Here is a 23,560-nt window from a genome sequence, read left to right on the forward strand (position 1 = left end):
ATTCGATTGGGATTGGCATAATGGCCCTTGAAGTACAAGAAGTCGATTGCTGCTCATCAATAGTCCGATTTTCCTCCGGTATTCGTTGTCCACTCCCTCCTTGCCGCTTCACCCCGCTCGATTCGAGCATCTTCAATTTTTATTTCAGGATTTTCATGGACACCGGTACCGTCAAGTGGTTCAACGACACTAAGGGCTTCGGCTTCATCACCCCCGACAATGGCGGCGACGACCTCTTCGCGCACTTCTCGGAGATTCGCGCCGACGGCTTCAAGACCCTGGCCGAAGGCCAAAAGGTGAGCTTCGAAACGAAGCGCGGCCCGAAGGGCATGCAGGCTTCGAACATCAAGCCGCTGTAAGTCTTGATTCAGTAGTTCGCAGTAATTCGCAGCATGCGCGGGGGCCACGAGGCCCCCGCGTTTTATCCGCGCTTTTTCCGCTTCCCTCGCTTCGCCTCTCTCCGTCCCCCGCTTATCTCTCGGCCCTCTCCGGCCAGATCTTTCGGCCCAGACGATTTTTTCTGGCGTCTATCGAGGGCGCATTGTCCTCCGGCTTCTTCCGCATCGACGGAAAGCCCACGACCTTAAAACTAAAATGAACACGACTCAACACTACCGCGGTTATGCGGTGCACGCGTTCGCGCATCCGCTTCGCGACGAAACCTTCTCCGCCGATCTCCTGCTCGAACGCGACTCCGCCAGCGAGAACGACGCGCAATATCGGTTCTTCTCGCTGGATTACTTTTCCAACGAAGCCGACGCCGTCGAGTACTCGCGCCAATGGGCTCGCGAGTGGATCGACACGCGCGGCTGATCCTTTTCTTTCCGATTCCCCTCCCCGCAGGCGCCGCTTTTTACCTCACAGACTTTTATCGGCCGACGTTATTCGATAATTAACATTCAACGCACCAAACGTTTGCCTTAGGCGCTCGGCCCTCAAGGCCGGACGCCTGCTGCCGATATTCCGGATGAGGGTGAATTATCCGGATAGTCCGGTCGGCGTGGTCGTTACTCGGGCCAGCAGTCGCATCGCTCAAGACGTATCAAGCGAACAACAAGAAGGTAAACATGCGCGTTGCCCCCAAGACGACAAACCGGCAACTATTTAACACGATCTGGCCGTTTCTCGCGGTCGTCATCTCCCTCCTGGCGATGGCGGCGACGAGTCTCGCGATCATGTCGTCGGTGCGCGCGTATATCGGCGGTGAAAGCACCTGGTCCAAAGGACAGAAGGACGCCGTTTTTTATCTCGCGCGTTATGCGCAGACCGGCGACGAACAGGCGTTCCGTCAATACGAAGACGCGATCGCGTATCCGCTCAGCCTGAAGCGCGCGCGGCTCGCGCTCGACCGGCCAGACCCGAACGTGCCCGAGGCGCGCGCCGCCCTGCTCGCGAGCGGCGTCTATCCCGCCGACGTCGGCGCGGTGATCTGGGTGTTCCGCACCTTCCGGCGCGCGAGCTACTTCCAGGAAGCCGTGGCGTACTGGACGGCGGGCGATCTGCTCGTCGACCAACTCACGGACGCCGGCAGGAAGCTGCGCGCCGCCGTCAGAAGCGGTCCCGGGGCTCGCGCCGAAGTGGACCGCCTCACCAACGAAGTCTGGAACATCAACGGTTCGATTGCGCCGATCTCGCGCGCATTCGCCGACGTGCTCGGCTCGGCGTTCCGCCAGACGGCGATGCTGCTGTTTACCGTGAACGTCGTGGTCGCCGTGCTGCTCGTGTGTCTGTCGGCCTGGTATGCGCGACGCTTCATCACCGCGCGGCTCGAAACCGAGAACGCGCTGCGACGGAGCGAGGCGCGCGCGAAGGCGACGCTCGGCTCCATCGGCGAGGCGGTGATTTCCGTGGGGCCGTCGGGCCTCGTCGAGTTCATCAACCCGGCCGCCGAAAAGCTCTTCTGCCGCGAAGCCGCCGCGTGCGTGAACCGGCCGCTGGGCGCGCTCGTCACCGTGGCGCGGGAATGGGATCGCCGCCCGGTCGATGTGATCGACGAAGCGCTCAAGGGCGCGGAACCGGAGGAAGCCGGCGGCGACCTCATTCTCACGAACGCGCTGGGCAAGGATATCGTCGTGCAGGCGATCACGTCGCTCGTGCGCGACACGTCGGATACGTTGACGGGCGTCGTGCTGCTGCTCAGGAACATGACGCGCGAGCGCGAGTACGTCTCGAACCTCGCGTGGCAGGCGACGCACGACGGCCTCACCGGGCTTCTGAACCGCACCGAATTCGAACGGCGCCTGAGCACCGCGCTCGATCCCGAGTCGGATGTGGACGACTCGCATCGCGCGCAGATGCTGATGATGCTCGACCTCGACCAGTTCAAGGTCGTGAACGACACCTACGGTCACGCCGCTGGCGACGCGATGCTGCGCGAAGTCGCGCTCTTCATCGAACAATGCCTGCGCGAAGAAGACGTGCTCGGCCGCTTGGGCGGCGACGAGTTCGGCGCGCTGCTCTGCAATTGCGACAAGCATCGCGCGATGCAGATCGCGGAGCGCCTGCGCAAGGACGTGGCAGCGTTCGAATGGTCATGGGAGACGCATCGCCTGTCGACGAGCGTGAGCATCGGCGTGGTCGATCTGCGGCAGACCGGGCTCGACGTGGAAACCGCGATGCGCTATGGCGACATCGCCTGCTATCTCGCGAAGGAGCGCGGCCGCGACCGCGTGCATCTGGCCGTGCCCGGCGACAAGGAACTGACGCGCCACGCGAGCGAAATGTCGTGGTGCGGCCGCATCAAGGACGCGCTCGCGAACGACCGCTTCTGCCTCTATGCGCAGGACATTCAGGCCGCCGACCCGCGAGCGGGCCGACGCGAAGAACCGCAGCAGCACGTGGAAATCCTGTTGCGCATGGTCGGCGAACGCGGCGATATCGTGCCGCCGGGCCTTTTCATGCCGGCCGCCGAACGCTACGGCCTCATGTCGGCCATCGACCGCTGGGTCGTGCGCGCGGTCTTTTCGACGCTCGCGAACACGCCGCCTTCCGATCACATGCAGTACGCGATCAATCTGTCGGGCGCGTCGATCGGCGACGAGCGCTTCCTCCAGTTCCTCAACGAGCAGTTCGCCATCAGCGGCGTCGCGCCCTCGGCGATCTGCTTCGAAGTGACCGAAACCACCGCCGTCGCCAATCTCGCCGCGGCCGCGCGCTTCATCCGCGAGTTGAAGAAGCGCGGCTGCAAGTTCGCGCTCGACGACTTCGGCGCGGGCATGTCGTCGTTCGGGTATCTGAAGCACCTCCCGGTCGACTACATCAAGATCGACGGCGGTTTCATCAAGGACATGCTCAAAGATGCCGTTAATCGCGACATGGTCGCCGCGATCAACGACATCGGCCATTCGATGGGCCGTCTGACGATCGCGGAGTATGTCGAAAGCGAAGCGATTCTGCGCGCATTGCGCGAGATGGGCGTCGATTTCGTTCAGGGTTTTCATGTTGGGCGCCCCGCGCCTTGGGCACAGCATGTCGAACCTATCAACATCTAATCAGGAGAACACGTTGGATCCGACTTTTCAGCGGGTGGGCGATTTGAAAGACATCGCAAGTTACCCGGCCTGGCTCGGCGATGTGCTGGCCGAGACCAAAGAAGCAAAGCTGGCCGTCGTCTCGCATCCCATTTTCGCGGCGATGCGCGAAGCCAAGCTCGAGCCGCGTCAGGCAGAAGCGTTCCTCGTCAACGGCTGGCCCGTCGTCGAGCAGTTTCCGCAATACATGGCGATGAACCTGCAAAAGGTCCGCTACGGGCACTCGCGCGGCGAAGACCTGGCGCGGCGCTATCTCACGCGCAATATCCGCGTCGAGCAGAACCATGCGGATTACTGGGTCGACTGGGCTGCCGCGCACGATGTGAGCAAGCGCGACCTGATGAAGGCCAACGGTCCGTCGCTCGCTTACGCGCTCAGCCACTGGTGCTGGAAGAGCAGCAGCACGGACGCGCTCGCGGCGAGCATCGCGGCGACCAACTTCGCGATCGAAGGCGTGACCGGGGAATGGTCCACGCTCGTATGCAGCACGGACACGTACGCGAACAGCTTCCCGGTGTCGATCCGCCGCAAGGCGATGCGCTGGCTCAGCCTGCACGCGCACTACGACGACGCGCATCCGTGGGAAGCGCTCGAAATCGTCGCGACGCTGCTCGGCAATGCGCCGGGCGTCGACGAAGTGCATGCGGTCAAGCGCAGCATCGCGATGAGCTACGAGTACTTCAAGATGAGCCTCGACTGCTGCCTGTAACCGAGCATCGCCGTTGCGGCAAATGATGATCCGCGCAGCGCGAGGGCGCGCTGCGGGGACCGGTACCCTATCTGGACAAGAAGAATGAAAACGAAGCAAATCGCGTGTGCGGCGGCCGCTGCCTTATGTGTCGGCGGCGCTCACGCACAGGCGGCGGGAAATATCGTCGTCAACGCGGGGTGGATGCACTTCTCGCCGCAGGATTCCAGCGAGCCGTTCAAGATCAACGCGCTGGGTCAGACGATGACGCAGCCGAACGCGGGCGCCTCGGTGAGCAACGCCGACACCTTCGCGATCACGACGACCTACTTCTTCACCGACCATATCGCCGCTGAAGCCGTGATGGGCGTGCCGCCGAAGTTCAATCTCGACGGCACGGGCACGCTCGGCGCTATCGGCAAGCTGGGTTCGGCGCGCGAATGGAGCCCGACGCTGTTGCTGAAGTATTACTTCGGCAGCGCGCAAAGCCGCTTCCGTCCGTATATCGCGGCGGGCGGCGCGTATGTGTGGTTCTCGGATACGAAGCTCACCGCGCCGATGGCGAACGGCGCATTCCTCTATTCGAGCCAGTTCGGCAATGCGCTGACCGGCCCGACGACCGTGAGCCTCAGCAGTTCGTTCGCGCCCGTGGCCAACGCCGGCTTCACGTACAACTTCACCGACCACTGGTCGGCGTCGTTCTCGCTGTCGTACATGTGGCTGTCGGCGCGCGCGCGTCTGGAAACGCAATCGGCCGTCGGCACGGTCCGCAGCGAATCGAAGATCAAGCTCAATCCGATCGTGAGCTTCCTCTCCGTCGGCTACAAGTTCTGACGAGACGCCGCCGCGCTCGCGCGCCGGGCGGCGCGGCGGGCGGTCAGGACTTCTGTCCCCTGCCCGTTTTCGCCTGAAGCTCGTCGATCCTGCGCGACGCATCCGCTTTCGTCAGCGACGCGTCGAACGGCTCCTTCGCCTCTTCGGAAAGCGTCTTCAGATACGACGCCTGCGCGCCCGTCATCGGCTCGTCGCCGGTCACCCACTCGTCGGGGTCCTTCTCGGCGTTCGACGTCGGCGACGCCTTCGGGTTGTCGAGACGCGGATCGCTTTGATCGCTTTGATCGCTTTGATCGCTTCGATCGCTCTGATCGTCCTGACGCTCCGCGTTTTCGGTCGGTTGTCCTTTCATGGCCGCTTCCTCCTGCGATGTCTGTTAGCGCGTCTTGCTCATGCAAGCTGCGTGCCTCGTCACAGCGGGCGCATCTTCACGCCGTGACGCGGGCCGTGCGCGCACAGGCCGGCTTCGAACTGCGATAGCGTCATCGGCGGCGGCGGTTCGGCTTGCGGACCGAGTTCGGCAAGCGCCCGGCCGAAGCGCGCGAACGTCGCAAAGTCGCGCGGATAGCGGCGCGTATCCACGCCGAGAAAACGCCCTTCTCGCCTGCTTCTCTCGATCAACGCACGCCACGCTGCAATCGGCGTCACACCGACGCCTTCGGTGCCGTGCGAGAACAGCATCAGGTCGATCTCATCGAACGATTCCGTTTCCAGAAAGCGCCGCAGCGTTTCAGCGGACGGGTCCGTGCAGAACACGAGCCAGAGCGGAATCGCGCGGAGGCGCAGGGTCGTTTGCGGGTCCATCAGAATGAACGAATCGACCACGAGCCGCGCCGCTTCCACGTTCAGGCTGCGATACCAGTCGCGAATCATCCGCGCCGCGACGAAGCTCAACGACTCGGGCTCGTCGAAGCGCATCTCCACCACGCGCCAGTTTTTCTCGCGGGCGAGCGCCACGATGCTCTCGGTCAGCGCGGCATCGAAGCCCCATTCGGCCTCGGGCGCGCGCTCGGTCGGCGCGGGCGGCTCCCATCGCGGCCAGCGCGAGCGGTAGCGACGCAAATACGCGTCGACGCGCGGACTGCCTTCGAAGTACTCGGCCTCGGTCGCGCCGCCGAGCGCGCCGAACTGATACACGGACCGCTCGCTCGTGCGCGTGACCGGCCAGTCGCGCGTGCAGGTGTCGATATAAATGGTCGCGTTCGGCGCGAGGCTGCGCAGCAGGAACTCGCGATACGCCAGCGGCAACGCGCGCATCTTCAGCCGGAAGTAGCTCATCGCGGACAACATCAGCCGGTCCTGATTCGGGTCCTGCATGTGATGCACGGCAATGCGCGGATCGGCGGCGAGCAAGCCCTCGACGATGCGCAAGCCTTCGCGAAAGCCGCGCTCTGCGTCGTCGGGATCGGAAAACGGCGCGCGCACCGGACACATGAACGTCTGCGGCAGCCACGGCACGCCCATCGCGGCGGCCAGATGCATGAGCGCGCCATTCGACGAGCCGATGAACGCTGCATCGAACGTCCGTTGCGGATACAGCCCCGCGATCCATTCGCCGATGCCTTCCACATCCAGCTTGCGCGCCGCGTGCGGCGCGATGCCCTCGGTCATGCCGCCGATCGAATACGCCCATTCGCGCGGCCGACGCGGCAGCTGGTTCAGCGCGGGCATCAGGCTGTCGAAGAGCGGCGACTGGCTCGGACTCGTGAACCGCTCGCCGTGCAGCGAGGCCGCGAGAGCCTGCACCATGCCGGCGGCGGAATCGAAACGCGCGATGCCGGGTGGAGGTCTCGTCATGCGCGCGCGGCTCCCTTGTCGCGATCGACGCCATCGAGCAGAAACGGGCGGATGGCGAGCGCCATGCTATGCGGGTACACATAGTTGAGCGTATGCGTGCCGCCTTCGATGACGAGCAGTTCGCCATGCGGCAAGCGCTGCGCCACTTCGCGCGCCCATGCGAGCGGCGCCACCGAATCACGAGAACCCACGACGACGAGCGTGGGCGCCTGTACCCGCGAGAGCTTGTCCTCGATGCGGTCCCGCACGAGTTCGCGCATCGTCGCGAAGGCGCGACCGAGGCCGGCTTTTGCATAGTCGATGCGCCCGAGCGCCGCCGCCGACCGCGCCCTTTCCAGCCGCCCGTTGCGCCAGTCGCGCAGCATCTGCGCGGGCAGAAAACGCGCCGCGCGATCCACGGTCGGCCCTTGCAGCACGAGCTTGTCGACGCAGCCGGGAAAGCGCGCCGCGAAATCCGCGAGTATCTGACAGCCGAACGAATTGCCGATAAACACGGCCTTGTCGATGCCGCGCGCCGTGAGCCACAGGCGCAGCGCATCGGCGAGTTCGGGCACTGTGAGCGAGCGCTCGCGCGTCGGGCTTTCGCCGAAGCCGGGAAGATCGGGCGCGTGAACGTCGAGGCCGTCGATGGCATCGCGCAGGGCGAGCGCGAGCGGCTCCATGTAGCGGCTGGAAATGACGAGGCCGTGCACCAGCACGACCGGCACGCGCGAACCATGCCCCTCGCGCAGCGCGTGCCGCGAAAACATGCGGTAGGGACCGGCCTGCGTTGTGCGCGCGGTGATGCCCGCGTTCGCGCTGGCGGCGGAAAGCGCAGGCGTGCGCTTGAGCCGCTTCCATTCGACGGCCGCCCATGCCGCCAGCGCGCACGTGCCCGCTACCGCGAGCGCAGGCCAGGCGGAGCGTGCGGATCGCGCAACGTGTGCGGATGCGTGTGATCGAACGCGTCGTGTCATGCCCTCGACGAGCGAATTGCGTGCCCGCTTCACGTCATCGCTTCACGTCATCGCCTCACGCCATCACGAGATGCTCCGCCGGAATGCCGGGCGAGCGTCCGGCGAGGCGCTCGAATTCGAACGGATCGTGGCTGCAAAACACCGTCAGCTCGGAACCGGCCGTGCGGCACAGTTCGCGCAGTCGCGCCTGATTGCGCAGGCGGGCCGCGCGGTCTTTCTCCAGCATCCACTGATAGAACGCGAGGCCGGGCGTGCAGCGCGGCCGCTCGGCGTCCATCTCGGTGTGGAAGAAATACGCATCGGCAGCGAGCAACAGCCACCGGTCATCCTTGCGCACGGCGATGCCCGCGTGCCCGAACGTGTGGCCGGGCAGCGGCACGAAAGCGATATCGTCGCTAAAGCCGGGCAGCGGCCGCACGCTGTCGAAGCCGCGCCACTTCTCGCCGTCCGCGCGATGCACCTTCCAGTTGCCGCGCGTCGACCACTGCTGCGGACGAAAGCGCTGCCGGTCGAGCCACGTCTTCTGCGCGAGCGCATAGTCGCGCTCGATCTGCAGCATATGAACGGTCGCCTGCGGAAAGTCGTCGAGTCCGCCCGCGTGGTCGAAGTCCAGATGACTCATCAGAATATGGCGGACATCGCTCGCCTTGAAGCCGAGCCGCTCGATCTGCCGCACCGCCGTCATTTCCTCGCGGAAATCGGGCTTCAGCATGAACAGGAAGAACGTGCTCAGGCGGCTCTGCGGATTCGCGACATCGCGCAGGCCGAAGCCGGTATCGACGAGCACGAGCCCGTCGTTCGTTTCGATCAGCAGGCAATGACAAGTCAATTCGCCGCGACGCAAGAGGCTCGGCGTGCGCCCGTCGAAGAGCTTGCCGCCGAGCGGACAACTCGAAATGCAATTCAGATGATGAACGCGCATGGCGGCTCGATCCTGCGTTGACCGGTCGCGCGGCGCTTACGACTGTCCGCCGCCCGCGGGTTTCACTTCGGACAAGTCGTCCGCCTTGACTTCGGCCTCGCGCACGGTCGTGCCTTCGTCGTCGGTTTCGGAGATATCGGTCGTAAAGGTTTCGTCGCTGCCGCTCTGCGCTTCTTCGTCGCCGTTCTGCGACTGTTCCGGCTTGCCGTTTTGCGATGACGTGCTCATGTCGATCTCCTGATGGTTCGATGTCGGGAAGTGCTCGTCGCAGCGAGCCGTCGCGGCGCGCGTCATGGCGTCGCGAGAAGCGGCCCGCGCCGCACGGCCACCATCAAGCAATCGCGGTGCCTCCGCTCGCGGCGGCGCGACGCATCGCGCCGGAACGGTGATTGCTTCGTTCACCCGAGGAGCAATGCAAGCGAACGGAGGCATCGATGCGCAACCGGCGTGAACTGTCGAACGAATTGAGCGGATCAAGCGCACCGGGCGGACGGGACGCCTTCATGCCGCTCGCGGCGGGCGTCGTGGCCGGTCTCGCGGCGGCGGCAGGCGTTCTGATCGGACGCCGCGCGAATGCCATCGCGCGCGTGGGTGAAGGCCATTCTGCCAAGCATCGCCTGCTCGATCTCGCATCGGGCGTCATGCAGCCGAAGTATCCGCTTCAGGCCATGAGTACGTGGCTGAACGGCTTTCACATGTATGCGGACGACATGGGCCGGCAGGTCGAGGCGCATCACTTCTGCATTCATCTTCGGCATGACCTGCATCAATGCGTGATTTTCGATTCGAACCGGCCGGACGCGCGTCTCATCGGCATCGAATACATCATTTCGGAGGAGCGGTTCCGGCAGTTGCCGGCGGAAGAAAAACGCCTGTGGCACAGCCATCACTACGAAGTGAAGTCCGGCACTCTGATTGCGCCCGGCATTCCGGAACTCGCAGAGCGCGCCTATTTTCAGGACCTCGTGTCGACTTACGGCAAGACGTTTCATACGTGGCAGATCGATCGCGATGAATTTCCGTACGGCCCGCCGCAACTGATGATGGGCTTCACGCAGGACGGTCAGGTGAACGAGGCGATGGTTGCGGAACGCGACGCGCGTCTCGGCGTCTCGTCCGAAGACCGCAAGCGCAGACGCTACGGCATTCCCGTGCCGGACATCGCGGAGGGCGCGAACGCGTGGGAAAGCGGCACGTCGGTGCAGACGACGCTCGTCGAAGTCCCGTTCAGGGACGTGAGCGGGTCGTCGTGATTCCATAACGAAGCACGAAGCACGGAGGACGAAAGCATGGTCAGGAACAGCACAACCCGGGTTGCAACGCTCGCCGCGGTGCTCATCGCACTGTCGCTCACGGCGGGCTGCAAGCGCGGCGGCGACGCGGGCAGCGGAGCGGGCGGCGGCGCGGCAAGCGATACGTCGGCGGCCGCACCCGCGTCGATGGGTTCCGCGCCGATGGCATCGGCGCCGGCCGCGGCGAGCTTCCCCGCGACCGCCGCGAGCGACGCGCCCGCAGGCGCGAGCCAGTAGTCAGGCGGCTGCGGCGTCAGTCGCGGCTGCAAACACACTTCACAGGAGAAATGCAATGGCGAACAACCAGTCCGGCGGATCGAACAGCATGTTCATCGACATGCAGAAGGCGCTGAAAGGCATCGACTATCCCGCCGACAAGCAGACGCTCCTCGACACCGCTCGCGGCAACGGCGCGAGCGAGGAGGTCACGAACGCGCTCGACGCGTTGCCCGATCAGGAATACGAAAGTCCCGCAGCCGTATCGAAGGCGGTGGGTCAGGAGAGTTGAAATTCTTTCCATCGCGGCGGTCGCGGCAGCGCGGCCGGCGCGCATTTTCATTCTTTCGATAGGAGAACCTGATGAGCATTTTCTCGACCATTCTGAACAAGATCTTCCCGCACGATCATCCGGCCGCCACCGCATCGGGCGGCGCGACACCGCCTGCCGCGAACAATGCAGCGGGCAGCGCAACGGCAGCGGCGCAGGCGAGCCCGACCGCGACGTCGGCGGCGCCGGCCACGTCGGGTGCCGAGCCCGCGCGCCCGCCCGTCACGCCGATGCCTGAAGTGGATGTCGAAGCCATCCTCTCGCAGAAGCAACAGCAGCACGGCGCCAATCTGAACTGGCGCACGTCCATTGTCGACCTGATGAAACTGCTCGACCTCGACAGCAGCCTTCAGGCGCGCAAGGAACTCGCATCGGAGCTGCACTTCACGGGTAACACGGACGACTCCGCATCCATGAACATCTGGCTGCACAAGGAAGTGATGAAGAAGCTCGCCGAGAACGGTGGCAAGGTTCCGGACGATCTGAAGAGCTGACGCTCCTCGCGGCCGGTTCCGCACTGCGCCGCGTGGTCATCGGAGTTCGGCACAGCGAATGCTTAACAGCTGCGTCGACTCCTTTCTCAATGATCCCGGCCATGAAAGAACCGGTCTCGCGACGTGCGAAGCTCGTCTTGTTCCCGTGGAAGAAGGACCATGCGGCCAAGCCCGGCCTCAACGAAGACGACTACGCGGTGTACGCGTCGTATCGGCCGCACGTGAGCGGCGGCTTCATCGGAACCCTCAAGGTCGTGCGGCTGACGGATGCGCGCCTGCTCTATCCCTTCGACGGAGCCGAGGAACTCGGTCCGTTCGATTCGAAGGATGCCGCGAAGAATGCCGCGCAGACGCGCGGCAAGCAGATTGTCGACGCGGACCTCAAGACGCCAGAACTCTGAACGACGGCGCGCGCCGCGTAGCGCTTCATCGCGTGAGGGACCATTCGGTCTGCGCCGCGCCCGCCTTCATCGCCCATTCGGCGAACGGCGGCAATTCGCGCGCATTCGGCGCGCCGTACCAGCGGACCTCGTAGCGCTCCTCGACGCGATTCCCCGGCTGCCCCGACGCTCCTGCCACGGCGGCGAGCCGGCAGCCGCGCGCGCGCATCGATTCGACGAGCGCTTCCTTCGAGAAGCGTCCGGGCTCGTAGGTGATCTTCAGTTGTGCCTGATTTTCGCGAGGAATCCGCACTTCGATTGCCTTCATGAACCACAGCACGACAATGCCGAGCGCGACGCCCGCGACGCCGAGCCCGAGTTGCCCGCCGCCGAAGCACAGGCCGACCACCGTCACGAACCACAGCGTCGCCGCCGTCGTCACGCCTTTGACGAGTCCGTCCTTGCGCATGATCGCACCCGCGCCGATGAACCCGACGCCCGACAGGATGCCGAGCGGCAGGCGCATCACGTCCATCTGCACGAACGACTCGGGCGTCTTGCCCGACTGCGCGAGCAGCGCGTTGACTTCGAGCATCGAGAGGCACGCGGCGAGGCAGACAAGCAGCGTTGTCCGCAGGCCCGCGACCTTGCCGGATTCTCCTCGGTCGAAGCCGATCAGGATGCCCGCCACCGCGGCCAGCAGCAAGCGTATGGAGACGTCGCGCCATTCGAGGGTGAGCGGCATCAGCCCCATGGTCGTTCTCCCTTTTTTGTGTTTTGGGCCGGTCTTGTTGATCGACACGGTCTTTGCGGCCCTATGCAGGATGTCAAGCAAATGTCGAACCAGGGGCGTTTCGCGCGGTCACTCGTTTCGCTGGCGTGTAAGCGTCTCGCTCGTGCTTACGCGGTTAGACGCGACGCGACGCGCCGACGGAAGCATGGGCGGCGGCCGCGCCCAGGACCGTAGCGCACGTGCGAACAGGACGCGCGGACGTTTGCGGTGCGCGAGACCGGTTGCGGATCGTCGCGTGAGGCGAACAGCGTTACCACAGCGACTCGACGCCTACCGCTGGCACCAGCCGGCGCTTCGGGCCGTCAGCGCCCGGCGCGAACGGCTCCGATAGCCGACGTCCGCCGAGCAGCATTATCGAAGCGACTCGCGGCCTACCGTAGGCATCCGACACGAGCGAGACCGCGAACCGAGTGCGACCAATGGGGCGATCCATGCCACGCGCCGCCCGCGCCGAGCGCCCTGCCGCCGAATCGCAAAGCTGCGCGACGCAACCCGCCGCACTCACTTACCTGCGCCGAATCGCATACAGCGAAGTCGGCAGCGCGATCGGGTTATCCGGCTTAAACCAGCTCATGTCCGGGATGCGCGAGTCGGTCACGTACACGGTGCCGTCCGGGCCTTGCGTGAACGTGTCCGGCCAGCGCAGCTGCGGATCGCGCAGCAGCGTCCAGAGCCGGTCGCCCTCGCGCACGCGCACCGCGTGATCCTCGACGCCCGACACATACAGCCGGCCGCGCCGGTCGAAAAGCAGCCCGTCCGCCGGACCGTCGATGCCCACCGTCTCAACGCGCGACGACACCTGCTGCGCGCTCAGTTGCGGATTCTGCAGCGCGTCGGTGGCGATGCGATACAGCGTCTTGCCCTTCACCGCCTGCCAGTACAGATAGCGGCCGTCGGGCGTGAGCGCGATGCCGTCGGCAGAGAAGTTCACGCCGCGGCCATCGGTCTGACGCAGCGGCTTGCCGTCGACGGTCACGGTCACGGTCTTGTCCGACTGCGTGCTCGGATCGCCGTCCAAGAGCCGCCGCGCGATGCCCGTCGTCCGGTCGATCACGACGATCGCGCCACGCGCCCCGGAGTCGGTGATGTAGACGAAGCGGCCATCCGGACTCAGGCGAACGTCGTTCAGATAGCTGCCTTGCGGCGCGATGCTCTCATCGAAGTGGAACACATGCGCGATCTGGTTCGTCGCGAGATCGATCTGCGCGAGCTTCGGCGCGCCCGGCACGACGAGCGACTGCGCCGGCGCGCCGGGGTCCAGCACCCATAAATTGCCCTGCTTGTCCGCCACGACCGACTGCACGCACACCCAGTGATCCTGAGGCGAAATCTCGTCGCGGCGCGCGTTGCGCCACGCGTTCCACTCGGCATCGGGGAACGGCCGCAGGTCGCCGCTCGCGCCGAGTTCTGCCACCGAGATCGGCGCGTCCTCCGTCCAGCGCGGGAAATTGACGAAGGTGCGGCCCGTCGGCGAGACGGTCACGCCCGTGACCTGATGCTCGAATCGCGCGACGAGTTGCAATCGCGCGCCACCCATGCGCGCGTTCGCGGCGACATCGCCCGTCGGGTCCTGCGCGAGCGCGGATTGCGCGACGAATGCACATGCGAGGCTTGCGGCGGCGACACAGCGGCTCAGTCGGTACATGGTCAACTCCTCATCGGGACAGCGTCGGTCAATAGGCGTCGCGCGTCTGGCGCACATAGCGCCGCGCCATCATCACGAGCAGCACGGCAGCCGCGCCGGTCAATGCGGCGCGCGCGCCCGCCGGTTGCAGGCGCGCGCCGGTGTACAGACTGAATTCGCGCACGCGGCCGTTCTTGCCCGAGCGCTCGCGCAGATCGCCGCCGCCTTCGTAAAGCGCATCGCCGGATTGCTTCGGTTCGCCCTTCGATTGCGCCTTTACGCCCAGCAGGCTCGCGATCGCGTCGTAGAGACGCGGCGCGCTCTGGCCGAAGCTCGCCATCGCCCGCGACGCGCCGCCGACATAGATATCGCGCTCCGGATGCACGGCCGCGTGAAGAATCGCCTTCGCGACGACGTCGGGCGCATAGACCGGCGGCGGCAGCTTCGGCTCTTCGTCGAGGTAGTTCTTCGCGTGCTCGACGAAGAGCGTGTCGATGCCCGCGGGCTTGATAAGCGTCACGGACACCGGCACCTTCTCGTTCTTCAGTTCGATGCGCAGCGAGTTCGTGAAGCCCTTTACCGCGTGCTTCGAGGCGACATACGGTCCTTGCAGCGGCACGGCGACATCGGATAGTTCGCTGCCCAGGTTGATGAGCGCGCCGCCGCGTTCGCGCAAGTGTTTCACCGCCACGCGCGAGCCGTTCACGACGCCCCAGTAGTTGGTGTCGAAGAGCTTGCGCTGGTCTTCGAGCGAGACATCGGCGATGCGGCCATAGACCGAGACGCCCGCGTTGTTGATCCACGTATCGAAGCCGCCGAAGCGGTCGATGGCTGCATCGGCGGCGGCCTGAAGCTGACTTTCGTCGGCGACATCGGCGGCCGTGTACGCGACGGCGGGCGCGCCCTCGCTCGTGAGTTCGTCGGCGAGCACGGCAAGCGCGGTTTCGTCGCGCGCCACGAGCATGAGACGCGCGCCGGCCTTCGCCGCGCGCCGGGCGGTGGCGAGACCGATTCCGCTCGTCGCGCCGGTGAGGACAATCGTCTGTTGATCGAGAGGCTTGAGTTTGATTCGCATGGCATGTCCGGAAGGTTGGAGATCCGGTTGCATGCAGCATCCCGCGTTCCTTGGCAGCCCCGACGGTTGGCGCGTCAGCCCGCAATGAGTGCTGAAAAGGCTTCGCGCATGTCGCTGACGAATGCATCGCATGCGACGGAGAGCGGCTGCGAAGCGGGCGTCACAATGTAGAAATGATCCGGCACGGCGGGCTCGAACGGCTTCACCGCCACGCGCTGACGCGCATACGCGGCGGTGACCGGGTCGATCAGCGCGACGCCTGCGCCGTTCGCCACCAGCGCGACGATCGCTTGCGAAAGCTGCGCCTCGATGACGAGATCGCGGCTCACGTCGTGATCGACGAAGACGCGGTCGATCGCGCTTCGCGCATCGAAGCTCAGCGGAAACGAAATGAAGCGCTCGCCGCGCAGATCGGCGGGGCGTAACGCGGGCTTGCGCGCCAGCCGATGTCCGCGCGGCACGATGCAGCGCATGACGGCATCGGCAAGACGCTCGCTGCGCACGGCGTGATGCGGAATCGGCTCCGCGATGAGCCCGACATCGCACTGTCCAGACGCCACTTTGTCGACCACCGTGGTCGCGCTGTGCGCGAGCAGCGTCACGTCGATGCCCGGATGCGTCTCGACGAAGCGCGCGATCACGGCGGGCAGCAGATCGAGCGCGACCGCGGGCGACCCGGCCACGCGCAGGGAGCCGCGCCGCATCGCGCGAATCTGCTGCGCAGCCTGCGTGATGCGGTCCAGCCCGACGAACGCGCGCTCGACTTCCTCGAAGAGCACGCGCGCTTCGGCGGTCGGCACGAGCCTGCCCTGCTGACGCTCGAACAGCACGAATCCGACGCGGCTTTCGAGATCGGCAATCAGGCGGCTCACGGCGGGCTGCGAGATATGCAGCGACGCGGCGGCGCGCGTCACCGTGTGGCGCAGCATCACGGCGCGGAAGGCTTCGATCTGGCGCAGGCGGAGGTCGGTGGCGGTCATAACATTGGATTATAGATGACGAAAGATTCGTCATTTGACGCCGATTTTTGCGCGCCGCACGCTTGCGTTTCGTACATAACGGACGCGGGATAAGCAGCGAATGCAGGAGTCGACGCACCATAACACGGGGCGACTGGCCTTCGATGTCGTCGTGATCGGCGGCGGACTCGTCGGCATGGCGATCGCCTACGGGCTCGCGCGTGTTGGCCAGCGCGTGGCCGTCTGCGATGGCGCTGATTCCGCGTTTCGCGCGGCGCGCGGCAACTTCGGCCTCGTATGGGTGCAGGGCAAAGGCGGACGATGCCTGCCGTACGCGCAGTGGTCGCGCGAATCGTCCGAACGCTGGGGCGCGTTCGCCGCGCAGTTGCGCCGCGAAACGGGCGTCGAGACGGGTTTCGAGCGGCCGGGCGGCATCGAGCTATGCGAGACGGTCGAAGAACTCGAAGCCGGCCAGCGCCTGCTCGAATCGCTGCGCGCGCAGGACGCCTCGCTCGACTATCACGTGCTCGACCGGCACGCGCTCAAGCAGCGCATTCCGGCGGCATCGAGCGCGCTGGCGGGCGGCCTCTACTCGCCGAACGACGGCCACGCGAGTCCGCTCTACACGCTGCGCGCGATGCAGCAGGCGTTTCAGCGCCACGGCGGCGTCTACCTGCCGAGCAACGAAGTGCGCGAGATTCGTCCGCGCGCGGGCAGCTTCGAGGTCGTCGCGGCGTCGGGCGTGCTGGACGCGGGGCGCGTCGTGCTCGCCGCGGGCCTCGACAATCTGCGTCTCGCGCCGATGGTCGGCATGCACGCGCCGATCACGCCGTTGCGCGGACAGATCATGGTGACCGAGCGCCTCGCGCCGTTTCTCGACTATCCGACGCTCGTCGTGCGGCAGACGCCCGAAGGCTCGGTGCTGCTCGGCGACTCGGCCGAGCACGCCGGCTTCGACGACGGCCAGACGCGCGCCGTCATGGCCGACATCGCGCGCCGCGCCCGCACGGCGTTTCCGGTGCTCGCGCACGCGCGCATCGTGCGAGCGTGGGGCGCGCTGCGGATCATGACGCCCGACGGCCTGCCGGTCTACGAGGAATCGCGCGCGCATTCCGGCGCGTTCCTCGCCATCTGCCACAGCGGCGTCACGCTCGCCGCCGCGCACGCCGACCTCATCGCGCCGTGGATCGCGGGCGGCGCGAAGCCGCCCGTCTTGCAGCCGTTCGTCGCCACGCGCTTTTCGAATTCGACCGATGCTCACCATGTTTGAACCTCTCACCGCTCGCCCTGCCGCGACTGTTCGCATTCATATCGACGGCGCCGCGCGGCACGTTCCGGGCCATTACTCCGTCGCCGCCGCGCTGCTGGAGAGCGGGCAGGCCGCTTGCCGCGCGACGCCCGTCACCGGCGCGGCGCGCGGCCCGTTCTGCATGATGGGCGTGTGCTTCGACTGCCTCGTGGAAATCGACGACGTGCCGAACCAGCAGGCGTGCATGACGCGCGTGCGCGAAGGCATGCGCGTGCGCTCGATGGCCGGCAGCGCGAGGCTCGCATGACGCAGACATCCTGCGACCTGCTGATCGTCGGCGCGGGGCCGGCCGGCATGGCCGCCGCCATCGAAGCCCGCGCGGCGGGCCTGTCCGTCGTCGTCGCCGATGAAGGCGAAGCGCCCGGCGGACAGATTTATCGCAATGTCGCCGAATCGCCGCTCGCCGACGCGCGCGTGCTCGGCGACGACTACGCCGCCGGCCGCGCGCTCGTCGAACGTTTCGTGGCAAGCGGCGCGCGACATCTCGCGCGGTGCGTCGTGTGGCAGATCGCGTTCGAAGAAGGCGTCGTCGCGATGCTCACGCGCAGCGCAAGCGGCGCGGAAGCGGGCGGCACGCTGGAACTGAAGGCGCGCGCCGTGCTGATCGCCACCGGCGCGCAGGAGCGCCCGTGGCCGGTGCGCGGCTGGACGCTGCCGGGCGTGATGGGCGTCGGCGCGGCCCAGACGCTTTTGAAATCGGCGGGACTCGCGCCTTCGCAGGACGCGGTGCTCGCGGGCAGCGGACCGCTGCTGTGGCTCTTCGCTTCGCAGCTGATCGCGGCGGGGCGCAGCGTTCGCGCCATTCTCGATACGGCGCCCGCGGGCGCGTTCAGGCGCGCGCTGCCGCACGCCCTGCCCGCGCTGCGTGCCGCCGACTATCTTGCGAAAGGCCTGCGCATGATGCGCGCGGTCGCGAAAGCGGGAATCGACGTGCATCGCGGCGTCAGCAAATTGTCCATCGAAGGCGAGACCGAAGCGCAACGCGTGAAGTTTCGCGATGCGCGCGGCGCGCGCCATGCCATCGACACATCGCTCGTGCTGTTGCATCAGGGCGTGATCCCGTCGACGCAACTCGCGCGCTCGCTTGGCTGCGAGCACGAGTGGGACGCCGCGAGCGCATGCTGGTGGCCGCGCACCGATGCAAGTGGCCGCAGCAGTATCGACCGCGTGTGGATCGCCGGCGACAGCGCGGGCATCGGCGGCGCGAAGGCGGCTGCGCACGCGGGCGCGCTCGCGGCGCTCGACATCGCGCGGCGGCTCGATGCCATCGACGACGCCACGCAGGCCGCGCGCAGCCGCCCGGCGCGACGCGTGCTGCGCCGCCATCTCGCGGTGCGCCCGCTGCTCGACGCGCTCTACACGCCGCCCGCCGCGCTGCGCCGTCCCGCTGACGACGACGTGATCGTCTGCCGCTGCGAAGAAGTGAGCGCGGGCGAGATCCGCCGCATCGCCGCGCTCGGCTGCCAGGGGCCGAATCAGATGAAAGCGTTCTCGCGCTGCGGCATGGGGCCGTGCCAGGGCCGCTGGTGCGGCACGACCGTGGGCGAACTGATCGCAGAGGTGCAGCAGCGCAGCGTCGGCGATGTCGGCTATTACCGCATCCGCGCGCCGATCAAGCCGGTCACGGTCGAACAACTGGCCGATTCCATCACGCTCGACGACGACTTCGCGCGCGGCGACTTCCCCAGCTAGTCAACCACACCAAACCACACCACACGGAGCCAACACGATGACCCCACACTCGAGGAAGATTCTCGCCGCCGCGGCGCTCGCCATGATGACGGCGGCCGCCTCGCTTTCCGCGTCCGCGAAGGAATGGAGCACGATTCGCATGGGCGTCGATCCGACGTATCCGCCGTTCGAATCGGTCGCGAAGGACGGCGCGGTGCAGGGCTTCGACATCGACCTCGGCAACGCGCTCTGCGAACGTCTGAAGGCGAAATGCGTGTGGGTGCAAAGCAGCTTCGACGGCCTCATTCCCGGCCTCCAGGCGCGCAAGTTCGACGTGATCCTCTCGTCGATGGCGGCGACGGCCAAGCGCCGCGAGCAGATCGACTTCACGGACCGGCTGTACCGCAATCAGACGCGCCTCATCGCCCGCGCCGATGCGCGCTTGCTTCCCGAAGCCGCGAAGCTCGCGGGCAAGCGCGTCGCGGTCGAGCAAGGCACCGTGCAGGAAACGTATGCGCGCGAAAAATGGGCGGCCGCGGGCGTCGAAGTGGTGCCGTATCCGAGCTACGATCAGGCGTACGCCGACCTTGTCGCGGGCCGGGTCGATGCCGTGTTGATGGACGCCGTGCAGGGCCAGTTGGGATTTCTCGCGACGCCGCACGGCAAGGGCTTCGCGTTCGCGGGCGACGTGGTGTATGACCCGAAGATCATGGGCGACGGCGACGCCGCCGGCGTGCGCAAGTCCGACGCCGACCTGCGCGACGCGCTCAACGGCGCGATTGCGGGCATGCTGCGCGACGGGTCGTATCGCAAGATCGAGGCGAAATACTTCGACTTCGACATGTACGGCAAGTGAACCGGCGCGGTGCGCGTGGCACGCTCACGCCCACGCACCGCTTTCCCCGAACGCGACGTGCGCCCGGCGCGGCCCGCCTGCGCGATGCATCGTCAGCGCGACGATCTCGCGCGTGGGAACGCTGGTCGCAAGCGTCGCGACCTGCCTCGCGCTGAACCAGTCGCAGCGCGTGATCTCGTTGCGCGGCACCGGAATCGCCAGATCGCCGATGACCGCGCCGAATACGTGATGATGCTTGTTCATGCCGCCGAACAGAAACAGGTACCGCAGTTCGCCGACGACCAGTCCGGTTTCTTCCTCCAGCTCGCGCCGCGCCGCCTCTTCCGGCGACTCCTTGCGCCAGATCGTGCCGCCCGGCAACGCCCAGCGGGAACGCTTGCGCGCGACGAGCAGAATCTTCATGTCGCGCGTGCAGATGATGGTCGCTCTCTCTTTCATCGTCGTCGGACGTTCCGGCTCTTCAGCAGCGCGCGGCAGCGCATTGGCGCCGCGCGGATCTCGTTGCACAATCCGTTAGCCATAACCATGCCGCGACGCGCTGCGTCTGACTGAACGGGCCGCAAATCATCGGCCGCGCGCCGGCTCGGACTAAACTAGCTGCATCATACGGAGACAGCATGGTCGAGCCTTCGCAGTGGGATGTTCTCGTAGTGGGCGGCGGCATCAACGGCGCGGGCATCGCGCGGGATCTGGCCGGGCGCGGCGCGCGCGTGATGCTCGTGGAACAGGACGACCTCGCGCAGCACACGTCGTCCGCGAGCACCAAGCTCATTCACGGCGGCCTGCGCTATCTGGAATACCGCGAGTTCGGCCTCGTCAGGAAGGCGCTCAAGGAACGCGAGGTTCTGCTCTCCATCGCGCCGCATCTGATCGCGCCGCTGCGCTTCGTAATGCCGCACGTTCCCGCGCTGCGCCCCGCATGGATGATTCGCGCGGGCCTCTTTCTGTATGACCACTTGAGCCGCCGCGCGGTGCTCGAAGGCTCACGCGGCGTCGATTTGCGGGCGCATTTCGCGGGCGCGCCGCTCGTCGATTCGATCACGCGCGGCTTCATTTATTCCGATGCCGCCGTCGACGACGCGCGGCTCGTCGTCCTCAACGCGCTGGACGCGCGCGAACGCGGCGCGCAGATCGCGACGCGGACGCGCTTCGTCGGCGCATCGCGGGGCGAGCGCGAATGGCGCGTCGAACTGAGCGATGCGTCCGGTCATCGGCGCGAAGTCGCGGCGCGCGCCATCGTCAACGCGGCGGGTCCGTGGGTCGGCGCGCTTGCCGCCGGCGATTCGACCGCGCGCCCGATGCGGCTCGTGAAGGGCAGTCACATCGTCACGCGCAAGCTGTTCGATCACGATCACGCGTACATCCTCCAGAACGACGACCGGCGCATCGTGTTTGCGATTCCGTGGCAACGCGATTACACGCTGATCGGCACGACGGACGTCGACTATCAAGGCCCGCTCGCGGACGTGCGCATCGCGGATGACGAGATCGAGTATCTGTGCGCCGCCGTGAACCGCTATTTCCGCCAGCCGGTGACGCGCGCGGACGTCGTCTGGTCGTATGCAGGCGTGCGGCCGTTGCTGGCCGACGGCGCCGACGACGCGGCTTCGGCCACGCGCGACTATCGGCTCGAACTGGATGCGCGCGGCGCGCCGCTCGTCACCGTTTTGGGCGGCAAGATCACGACCTATCGCCGGCTCGCGGAAGAAGCGGTCGAGCGGCTCGCCGCGCCGCTTTCGCTGACAGCGCCTGCCTGGACGCACGCCGCGCCGCTTCCCGGCGGCGACATGCCGAATGCGGACTTTGCGCGCTTTCTGCGAGCGTTTCGCGAGCGGCACCGCTTTCTGTCGGCGGAACTGGCCGAACGCTACGCGCGCGCATACGGCACGCGCGCCGACGCCCTGCTCGATGGCATCGACACGATTTCCGGCATGGGAGCGATGCTCGCGCCGGCACTCTATGAGGCCGAAGCCGCGTATCTCGTCGCTCACGAGTGGGCGCAATCGGCTGACGACATTCTCTGGCGCCGCACGAAGCTCGGCATGCGCGCGAGCCCGGCCGACGTCGAGCGCCTGAACGCGTGGCTCGCGGCGCGCAATCGCAATCAGCGCGATGCGCGGCGCAACAGTCCCGCGAGCGCGAAGCCCGCGCCGAGCGCGACGTAGGTGAGCGCGAGCCCCTGATTCGACAGATGCGCTTCGTAGCCCGGCGTCAGGCGCTTGGGCACGACATGGTAGTCGACGACATACGCGACGGCGCTCGTCGTGACCGCCGAAGCTGCGATCTTCGCGGGCGACGGACGGCGGCCGCAGAGCGTCTCGAACAGCACGCCCCAAAAGACTGCACTGCCCAGGTGTATGCCCGCGCCCGTTGCCGTGTATCTTGCGCTGAGACGTTCCTCGCGCGGAGCGGAATCGGGCCACAGACAATGCGTGACCGCGTTCATCACCGCATAGGGACGATGCCCCGACTTCGCCGCCAGCGCCGCCGCGATCGCAGCCGACGTCAGTCCCGCCACGCCGCCCGACGCGAGCGCGCGCATCAGTGCGCTATCGGATGTGGAATTCATGCGCTTCGCCTCCGTTCGAAACTTGTCTAGCTGCTCTTGTTACCCGGCTCGCGAACGCGCGTCGAGTACGTGTCGTTGCCGCACTTCGGGCACTTCGGAATGGTGTGGCCTTTCGTGACATGCGTCGAGTGATGGCACTTGGCGCAGCGGAAATCGCCGGTTTTCTCGGCCTTTTCGCCTGAATGAGCTGACATCTCGGCTCCGCTTCGGACTCCATTGTTTCTGCATCCGCAGCAAGCGTTATTCCGGGCGCGGCAAGCGCGCTTCGCGACGCGCGGCACAGCGATTGCGCGTCAACGGTTACGCGCGGTGAAGCGCGTTTCTCTCGACAAGGAGCACGTGATGACCGAACCCGCTGAACATTTGTTGGACTGGCTACGCGACGCACACGCCATGGAGCAGCAAGCCGAACAGATGCTGCGCGCGCAATCCGGCCGGCTCGAAAACTATCCGCAGCTGAAGGCCCGTATCGATCAGCATCTGGAAGAAACGCTTGGTCAGCAGAAGATCGTGCAGGAATGTATCGAGCGCCTCGGCGGCTCGACTTCCATCATGAAGGACCTGACCGCGAAGATGATGGCGTTCGGGCAGGCCGCTGGCGGCATGACGCAAACCGATGAAGTGGTGAAGGGCGCGATCATGAGCTATGTGTTCGAGAATCTGGAGATCGCGTCGTACACGTCGTTGATTGCGGCAGCCGAGCGTTGCGGCGACGCGCAGACCAAGGCGGCTTGCGAGCGCATTCTTCCGCAGGAGCAGGCCATGGCGCAGTGGCTGCTCGAACACATTCCGTCCATCTCGACGCAGTATCTGGAGCGTTCCGCCACCGGCCAGGAGGCGAAGAAATAAGTCATGCGCGCCGGAGCCGCCGCTCGGTGGCACGTCCGTTGCTGAAAGGAAAACGCCCGCCCGTTCGTATGTCCGAGCATGCGACGGGCAGGTTCCATTCGATACCGCGGCATTCTGCGCCGCATCACGCCAGCGCGAATGTCCTGCGCTGAGGCTCGCAGCAGCACGACTGCAAGTGACGTCATGACGCCCTCACTGTCGCTGCGAGTAGAAGCCTCTTGAAACCTCGTTCGGGTGCCGCTTGCGCCGCAAGCGCCGCTCGTCCATAACCAGGAGCCGTTGATATGTTCGTACATAACAAACGCCTGCAATATACCGTCCGCGTGGCAGCCCCGAATCCCGGCCTCGCCAATCTGCTCCTCGAGCAGTTCGGCGGCCCGCAAGGCGAGCTTGCCGCCGCCATGCGCTACTTCAC

29 protein-coding genes are annotated in these 23,560 nt (G+C 66.2%); 17 read left to right on the forward strand and 12 right to left on the reverse strand.

Annotated features, from left to right (window positions below; all coding sequences use genetic code 11):
* Positions 1-155: 155 nt before the first annotated feature.
* The 5 genes from NCR37_RS27440 (at position 156) to NCR37_RS27460 (ending at position 5,052) form a co-directional block, all read left to right on the forward strand.
* Entirely contained in the window at positions 156-359 is a 204-nt protein-coding gene (locus NCR37_RS27440; protein ID WP_159834819.1) for a cold-shock protein, read from the forward strand.
* 235 nt (positions 360-594) lie between these two features.
* Positions 595-813 (forward strand): hypothetical protein, encoded by a 219-nt coding sequence (locus NCR37_RS27445; protein ID WP_250475949.1) that lies wholly within the window; start codon positions 595-597, stop codon positions 811-813.
* 254 nt (positions 814-1,067) lie between these two features.
* Positions 1,068-3,491 carry an EAL domain-containing protein gene (locus NCR37_RS27450; protein ID WP_250475950.1) on the forward strand — a complete coding sequence of 808 codons (2,424 nt, stop codon included), beginning with the start codon at positions 1,068-1,070 and terminating at the stop codon, positions 3,489-3,491.
* 13 nt (positions 3,492-3,504) lie between these two features.
* A complete protein-coding gene (locus tag NCR37_RS27455; RefSeq protein WP_206469728.1) occupies positions 3,505-4,239 on the forward strand; it encodes an iron-containing redox enzyme family protein in 735 nt (244 codons plus the stop codon).
* An 84-nt stretch (positions 4,240-4,323) separates the two neighbouring features.
* Positions 4,324-5,052: an OmpW/AlkL family protein gene (locus NCR37_RS27460; protein WP_250475951.1), complete on the forward strand. Its 729-nt coding sequence runs from the start codon at positions 4,324-4,326 to the stop codon at positions 5,050-5,052.
* Between the two features lie 43 nt (positions 5,053-5,095).
* Here NCR37_RS27460 and NCR37_RS27465 read toward each other — a convergent pair whose 3' ends face one another.
* Genes NCR37_RS27465 through NCR37_RS27485 form a run of 5 tightly spaced genes read right to left on the reverse strand, consistent with a single transcriptional unit; the run spans position 5,096 to position 8,955 of the window.
* On the reverse strand, positions 5,096-5,404 hold the full coding sequence (locus NCR37_RS27465; RefSeq protein ID WP_250475952.1) for a DUF3072 domain-containing protein: 309 nt from the start codon (positions 5,402-5,404) through the stop codon (positions 5,096-5,098).
* A 59-nt stretch (positions 5,405-5,463) separates the two neighbouring features.
* Positions 5,464-6,849 carry a hypothetical protein gene (locus NCR37_RS27470; RefSeq protein ID WP_250475953.1) on the reverse strand — a complete coding sequence of 462 codons (1,386 nt, stop codon included), beginning with the start codon at positions 6,847-6,849 and terminating at the stop codon, positions 5,464-5,466.
* The gene (locus tag NCR37_RS27475; RefSeq protein WP_250475954.1) at positions 6,846-7,838 is read right to left on the reverse strand and encodes an alpha/beta fold hydrolase; all 993 of its coding nucleotides are present in this window, start codon (positions 7,836-7,838) and stop codon (positions 6,846-6,848) included. Before NCR37_RS27475 ends, NCR37_RS27470 begins: the two co-directional genes overlap by 4 nt.
* A gap of 22 nt (positions 7,839-7,860) precedes the next feature.
* Positions 7,861-8,727 carry an MBL fold metallo-hydrolase gene (locus NCR37_RS27480; protein WP_250475955.1) on the reverse strand — a complete coding sequence of 289 codons (867 nt, stop codon included), beginning with the start codon at positions 8,725-8,727 and terminating at the stop codon, positions 7,861-7,863.
* A 36-nt stretch (positions 8,728-8,763) separates the two neighbouring features.
* Positions 8,764-8,955 (reverse strand): hypothetical protein, encoded by a 192-nt coding sequence (locus NCR37_RS27485; RefSeq protein WP_250475956.1) that lies wholly within the window; start codon positions 8,953-8,955, stop codon positions 8,764-8,766.
* A 206-nt stretch (positions 8,956-9,161) separates the two neighbouring features.
* On the opposite strand from NCR37_RS27485, the gene NCR37_RS27490 reads away from it, so the two are divergent.
* From NCR37_RS27490 to NCR37_RS27510, 5 genes are all read left to right on the forward strand, one after another.
* Entirely contained in the window at positions 9,162-9,980 is an 819-nt protein-coding gene (locus tag NCR37_RS27490; RefSeq protein WP_250475957.1) for an OBAP family protein, read from the forward strand.
* Between the two features lie 36 nt (positions 9,981-10,016).
* Positions 10,017-10,256: a hypothetical protein gene (locus NCR37_RS27495; protein WP_250475958.1), complete on the forward strand. Its 240-nt coding sequence runs from the start codon at positions 10,017-10,019 to the stop codon at positions 10,254-10,256.
* 55 nt (positions 10,257-10,311) lie between these two features.
* Positions 10,312-10,527, forward strand: coding sequence for a DUF2795 domain-containing protein (locus tag NCR37_RS27500; RefSeq protein ID WP_250475959.1), 216 nt, complete (start codon positions 10,312-10,314; stop codon positions 10,525-10,527).
* Positions 10,528-10,598: 71 nt separating this feature from the next.
* On the forward strand, positions 10,599-11,060 hold the full coding sequence (locus NCR37_RS27505) for a DUF3597 domain-containing protein (protein ID WP_250475960.1): 462 nt from the start codon (positions 10,599-10,601) through the stop codon (positions 11,058-11,060).
* Between the two features lie 101 nt (positions 11,061-11,161).
* The gene (locus NCR37_RS27510) at positions 11,162-11,461 is read left to right on the forward strand and encodes a DUF6723 family protein (RefSeq protein WP_250475961.1); all 300 of its coding nucleotides are present in this window, start codon (positions 11,162-11,164) and stop codon (positions 11,459-11,461) included.
* A 25-nt stretch (positions 11,462-11,486) separates the two neighbouring features.
* Here the strand turns inward: NCR37_RS27510 and NCR37_RS27515 are convergent, their stop codons facing one another.
* From NCR37_RS27515 to NCR37_RS27530, 4 genes are all read right to left on the reverse strand, one after another.
* Positions 11,487-12,194 carry an MgtC/SapB family protein gene (locus NCR37_RS27515; protein WP_250475962.1) on the reverse strand — a complete coding sequence of 236 codons (708 nt, stop codon included), beginning with the start codon at positions 12,192-12,194 and terminating at the stop codon, positions 11,487-11,489.
* 544 nt (positions 12,195-12,738) lie between these two features.
* A complete protein-coding gene (locus tag NCR37_RS27520; protein WP_250475990.1) occupies positions 12,739-13,770 on the reverse strand; it encodes an L-dopachrome tautomerase-related protein in 1,032 nt (343 codons plus the stop codon).
* Positions 13,771-13,906: 136 nt separating this feature from the next.
* Positions 13,907-14,932, reverse strand: coding sequence for an SDR family oxidoreductase (locus NCR37_RS27525; protein WP_250475963.1), 1,026 nt, complete (start codon positions 14,930-14,932; stop codon positions 13,907-13,909).
* A 74-nt stretch (positions 14,933-15,006) separates the two neighbouring features.
* Complete coding sequence (locus tag NCR37_RS27530; protein ID WP_250475964.1) at positions 15,007-15,912, reverse strand: LysR substrate-binding domain-containing protein; 906 nt, start codon at positions 15,910-15,912, stop codon at positions 15,007-15,009.
* A gap of 100 nt (positions 15,913-16,012) precedes the next feature.
* Between NCR37_RS27530 and NCR37_RS27535 the strand changes: the two genes are divergently transcribed.
* From NCR37_RS27535 to NCR37_RS27550, 4 genes are read left to right on the forward strand one after another with little or no spacing between them, the layout of a single operon-like run.
* Positions 16,013-17,161, forward strand: coding sequence for an NAD(P)/FAD-dependent oxidoreductase (locus NCR37_RS27535; RefSeq protein WP_250475965.1), 1,149 nt, complete (start codon positions 16,013-16,015; stop codon positions 17,159-17,161).
* Positions 17,154-17,447 (forward strand): (2Fe-2S)-binding protein, encoded by a 294-nt coding sequence (locus tag NCR37_RS27540; protein WP_250475966.1) that lies wholly within the window; start codon positions 17,154-17,156, stop codon positions 17,445-17,447. Before NCR37_RS27535 ends, NCR37_RS27540 begins: the two co-directional genes overlap by 8 nt.
* On the forward strand, positions 17,444-18,892 hold the full coding sequence (locus NCR37_RS27545) for an FAD/NAD(P)-dependent oxidoreductase (protein ID WP_250475967.1): 1,449 nt from the start codon (positions 17,444-17,446) through the stop codon (positions 18,890-18,892). Before NCR37_RS27540 ends, NCR37_RS27545 begins: the two co-directional genes overlap by 4 nt.
* 37 nt (positions 18,893-18,929) lie before the next feature.
* Positions 18,930-19,727 carry an ABC transporter substrate-binding protein gene (locus NCR37_RS27550; protein ID WP_250475968.1) on the forward strand — a complete coding sequence of 266 codons (798 nt, stop codon included), beginning with the start codon at positions 18,930-18,932 and terminating at the stop codon, positions 19,725-19,727.
* Positions 19,728-19,751: 24 nt separating this feature from the next.
* Here NCR37_RS27550 and NCR37_RS27555 read toward each other — a convergent pair whose 3' ends face one another.
* The gene (locus NCR37_RS27555; protein WP_250475969.1) at positions 19,752-20,165 is read right to left on the reverse strand and encodes an NUDIX domain-containing protein; all 414 of its coding nucleotides are present in this window, start codon (positions 20,163-20,165) and stop codon (positions 19,752-19,754) included.
* Between the two features lie 179 nt (positions 20,166-20,344).
* Here NCR37_RS27555 and glpD point away from each other — a divergent pair, with 179 nt between their 5' ends.
* Entirely contained in the window at positions 20,345-21,892 is a 1,548-nt protein-coding gene (gene glpD / locus NCR37_RS27560) for a glycerol-3-phosphate dehydrogenase (protein WP_250475970.1), read from the forward strand.
* Here glpD and NCR37_RS27565 read toward each other — a convergent pair.
* Positions 21,832-22,296, reverse strand: coding sequence for a hypothetical protein (locus NCR37_RS27565; protein ID WP_250475971.1), 465 nt, complete (start codon positions 22,294-22,296; stop codon positions 21,832-21,834). The genes glpD and NCR37_RS27565 overlap by 61 nt on opposite strands.
* A gap of 26 nt (positions 22,297-22,322) precedes the next feature.
* A complete protein-coding gene (locus NCR37_RS27570) occupies positions 22,323-22,490 on the reverse strand; it encodes a zinc ribbon-containing protein (protein ID WP_244140183.1) in 168 nt (55 codons plus the stop codon).
* 148 nt (positions 22,491-22,638) lie between these two features.
* Here NCR37_RS27570 and NCR37_RS27575 point away from each other — a divergent pair, with 148 nt between their 5' ends.
* Together NCR37_RS27575 and NCR37_RS27580 are read left to right on the forward strand one after the other, a co-directional pair.
* On the forward strand, positions 22,639-23,145 hold the full coding sequence (locus tag NCR37_RS27575) for a ferritin-like domain-containing protein (protein ID WP_250475972.1): 507 nt from the start codon (positions 22,639-22,641) through the stop codon (positions 23,143-23,145).
* Positions 23,146-23,429: 284 nt separating this feature from the next.
* A partial coding sequence (locus NCR37_RS27580; protein WP_250475991.1) for a manganese catalase family protein occupies positions 23,430-23,560 on the forward strand: 131 nt, incomplete at its 3' end.

The sequence above is a fragment of the Caballeronia sp. GAFFF1 genome, from assembly GCF_023630705.1.
In the GTDB taxonomy this organism is placed as follows: Bacteria; Pseudomonadota; Gammaproteobacteria; order Burkholderiales; family Burkholderiaceae; genus Caballeronia.

Coding starts and splice junctions, on each gene's coding strand:
- NCR37_RS27440 (WP_159834819.1), top strand. CDS start 156: ATGGACACCGGTACCGTCAAGTGGTTCAACGACACTAAGGGCTTCGGC.
- NCR37_RS27445 (WP_250475949.1), top strand. CDS start 595: ATGAACACGACTCAACACTACCGCGGTTATGCGGTGCACGCGTTCGCG.
- NCR37_RS27450 (WP_250475950.1), top strand. CDS start 1,068: ATGCGCGTTGCCCCCAAGACGACAAACCGGCAACTATTTAACACGATC.
- NCR37_RS27460 (WP_250475951.1), top strand. CDS start 4,324: ATGAAAACGAAGCAAATCGCGTGTGCGGCGGCCGCTGCCTTATGTGTC.
- NCR37_RS27465 (WP_250475952.1), bottom strand. CDS start 5,404: ATGAAAGGACAACCGACCGAAAACGCGGAGCGTCAGGACGATCAGAGC.
- NCR37_RS27470 (WP_250475953.1), bottom strand. CDS start 6,849: ATGACGAGACCTCCACCCGGCATCGCGCGTTTCGATTCCGCCGCCGGC.
- NCR37_RS27480 (WP_250475955.1), bottom strand. CDS start 8,727: ATGCGCGTTCATCATCTGAATTGCATTTCGAGTTGTCCGCTCGGCGGC.
- NCR37_RS27485 (WP_250475956.1), bottom strand. CDS start 8,955: ATGAGCACGTCATCGCAAAACGGCAAGCCGGAACAGTCGCAGAACGGC.
- NCR37_RS27490 (WP_250475957.1), top strand. CDS start 9,162: ATGCGCAACCGGCGTGAACTGTCGAACGAATTGAGCGGATCAAGCGCA.
- NCR37_RS27495 (WP_250475958.1), top strand. CDS start 10,017: ATGGTCAGGAACAGCACAACCCGGGTTGCAACGCTCGCCGCGGTGCTC.
- NCR37_RS27500 (WP_250475959.1), top strand. CDS start 10,312: ATGGCGAACAACCAGTCCGGCGGATCGAACAGCATGTTCATCGACATG.
- NCR37_RS27505 (WP_250475960.1), top strand. CDS start 10,599: ATGAGCATTTTCTCGACCATTCTGAACAAGATCTTCCCGCACGATCAT.
- NCR37_RS27510 (WP_250475961.1), top strand. CDS start 11,162: ATGAAAGAACCGGTCTCGCGACGTGCGAAGCTCGTCTTGTTCCCGTGG.
- NCR37_RS27515 (WP_250475962.1), bottom strand. CDS start 12,194: ATGGGGCTGATGCCGCTCACCCTCGAATGGCGCGACGTCTCCATACGC.
- NCR37_RS27520 (WP_250475990.1), bottom strand. CDS start 13,770: ATGGGTGGCGCGCGATTGCAACTCGTCGCGCGATTCGAGCATCAGGTC.
- NCR37_RS27525 (WP_250475963.1), bottom strand. CDS start 14,932: ATGCGAATCAAACTCAAGCCTCTCGATCAACAGACGATTGTCCTCACC.
- NCR37_RS27530 (WP_250475964.1), bottom strand. CDS start 15,912: ATGACCGCCACCGACCTCCGCCTGCGCCAGATCGAAGCCTTCCGCGCC.
- NCR37_RS27535 (WP_250475965.1), top strand. CDS start 16,013: ATGCAGGAGTCGACGCACCATAACACGGGGCGACTGGCCTTCGATGTC.
- NCR37_RS27540 (WP_250475966.1), top strand. CDS start 17,154: ATGTTTGAACCTCTCACCGCTCGCCCTGCCGCGACTGTTCGCATTCAT.
- NCR37_RS27545 (WP_250475967.1), top strand. CDS start 17,444: ATGACGCAGACATCCTGCGACCTGCTGATCGTCGGCGCGGGGCCGGCC.
- NCR37_RS27550 (WP_250475968.1), top strand. CDS start 18,930: ATGACCCCACACTCGAGGAAGATTCTCGCCGCCGCGGCGCTCGCCATG.
- NCR37_RS27555 (WP_250475969.1), bottom strand. CDS start 20,165: ATGAAAGAGAGAGCGACCATCATCTGCACGCGCGACATGAAGATTCTG.
- glpD (WP_250475970.1), top strand. CDS start 20,345: ATGGTCGAGCCTTCGCAGTGGGATGTTCTCGTAGTGGGCGGCGGCATC.
- NCR37_RS27565 (WP_250475971.1), bottom strand. CDS start 22,296: ATGAATTCCACATCCGATAGCGCACTGATGCGCGCGCTCGCGTCGGGC.
- NCR37_RS27570 (WP_244140183.1), bottom strand. CDS start 22,490: ATGTCAGCTCATTCAGGCGAAAAGGCCGAGAAAACCGGCGATTTCCGC.
- NCR37_RS27575 (WP_250475972.1), top strand. CDS start 22,639: ATGACCGAACCCGCTGAACATTTGTTGGACTGGCTACGCGACGCACAC.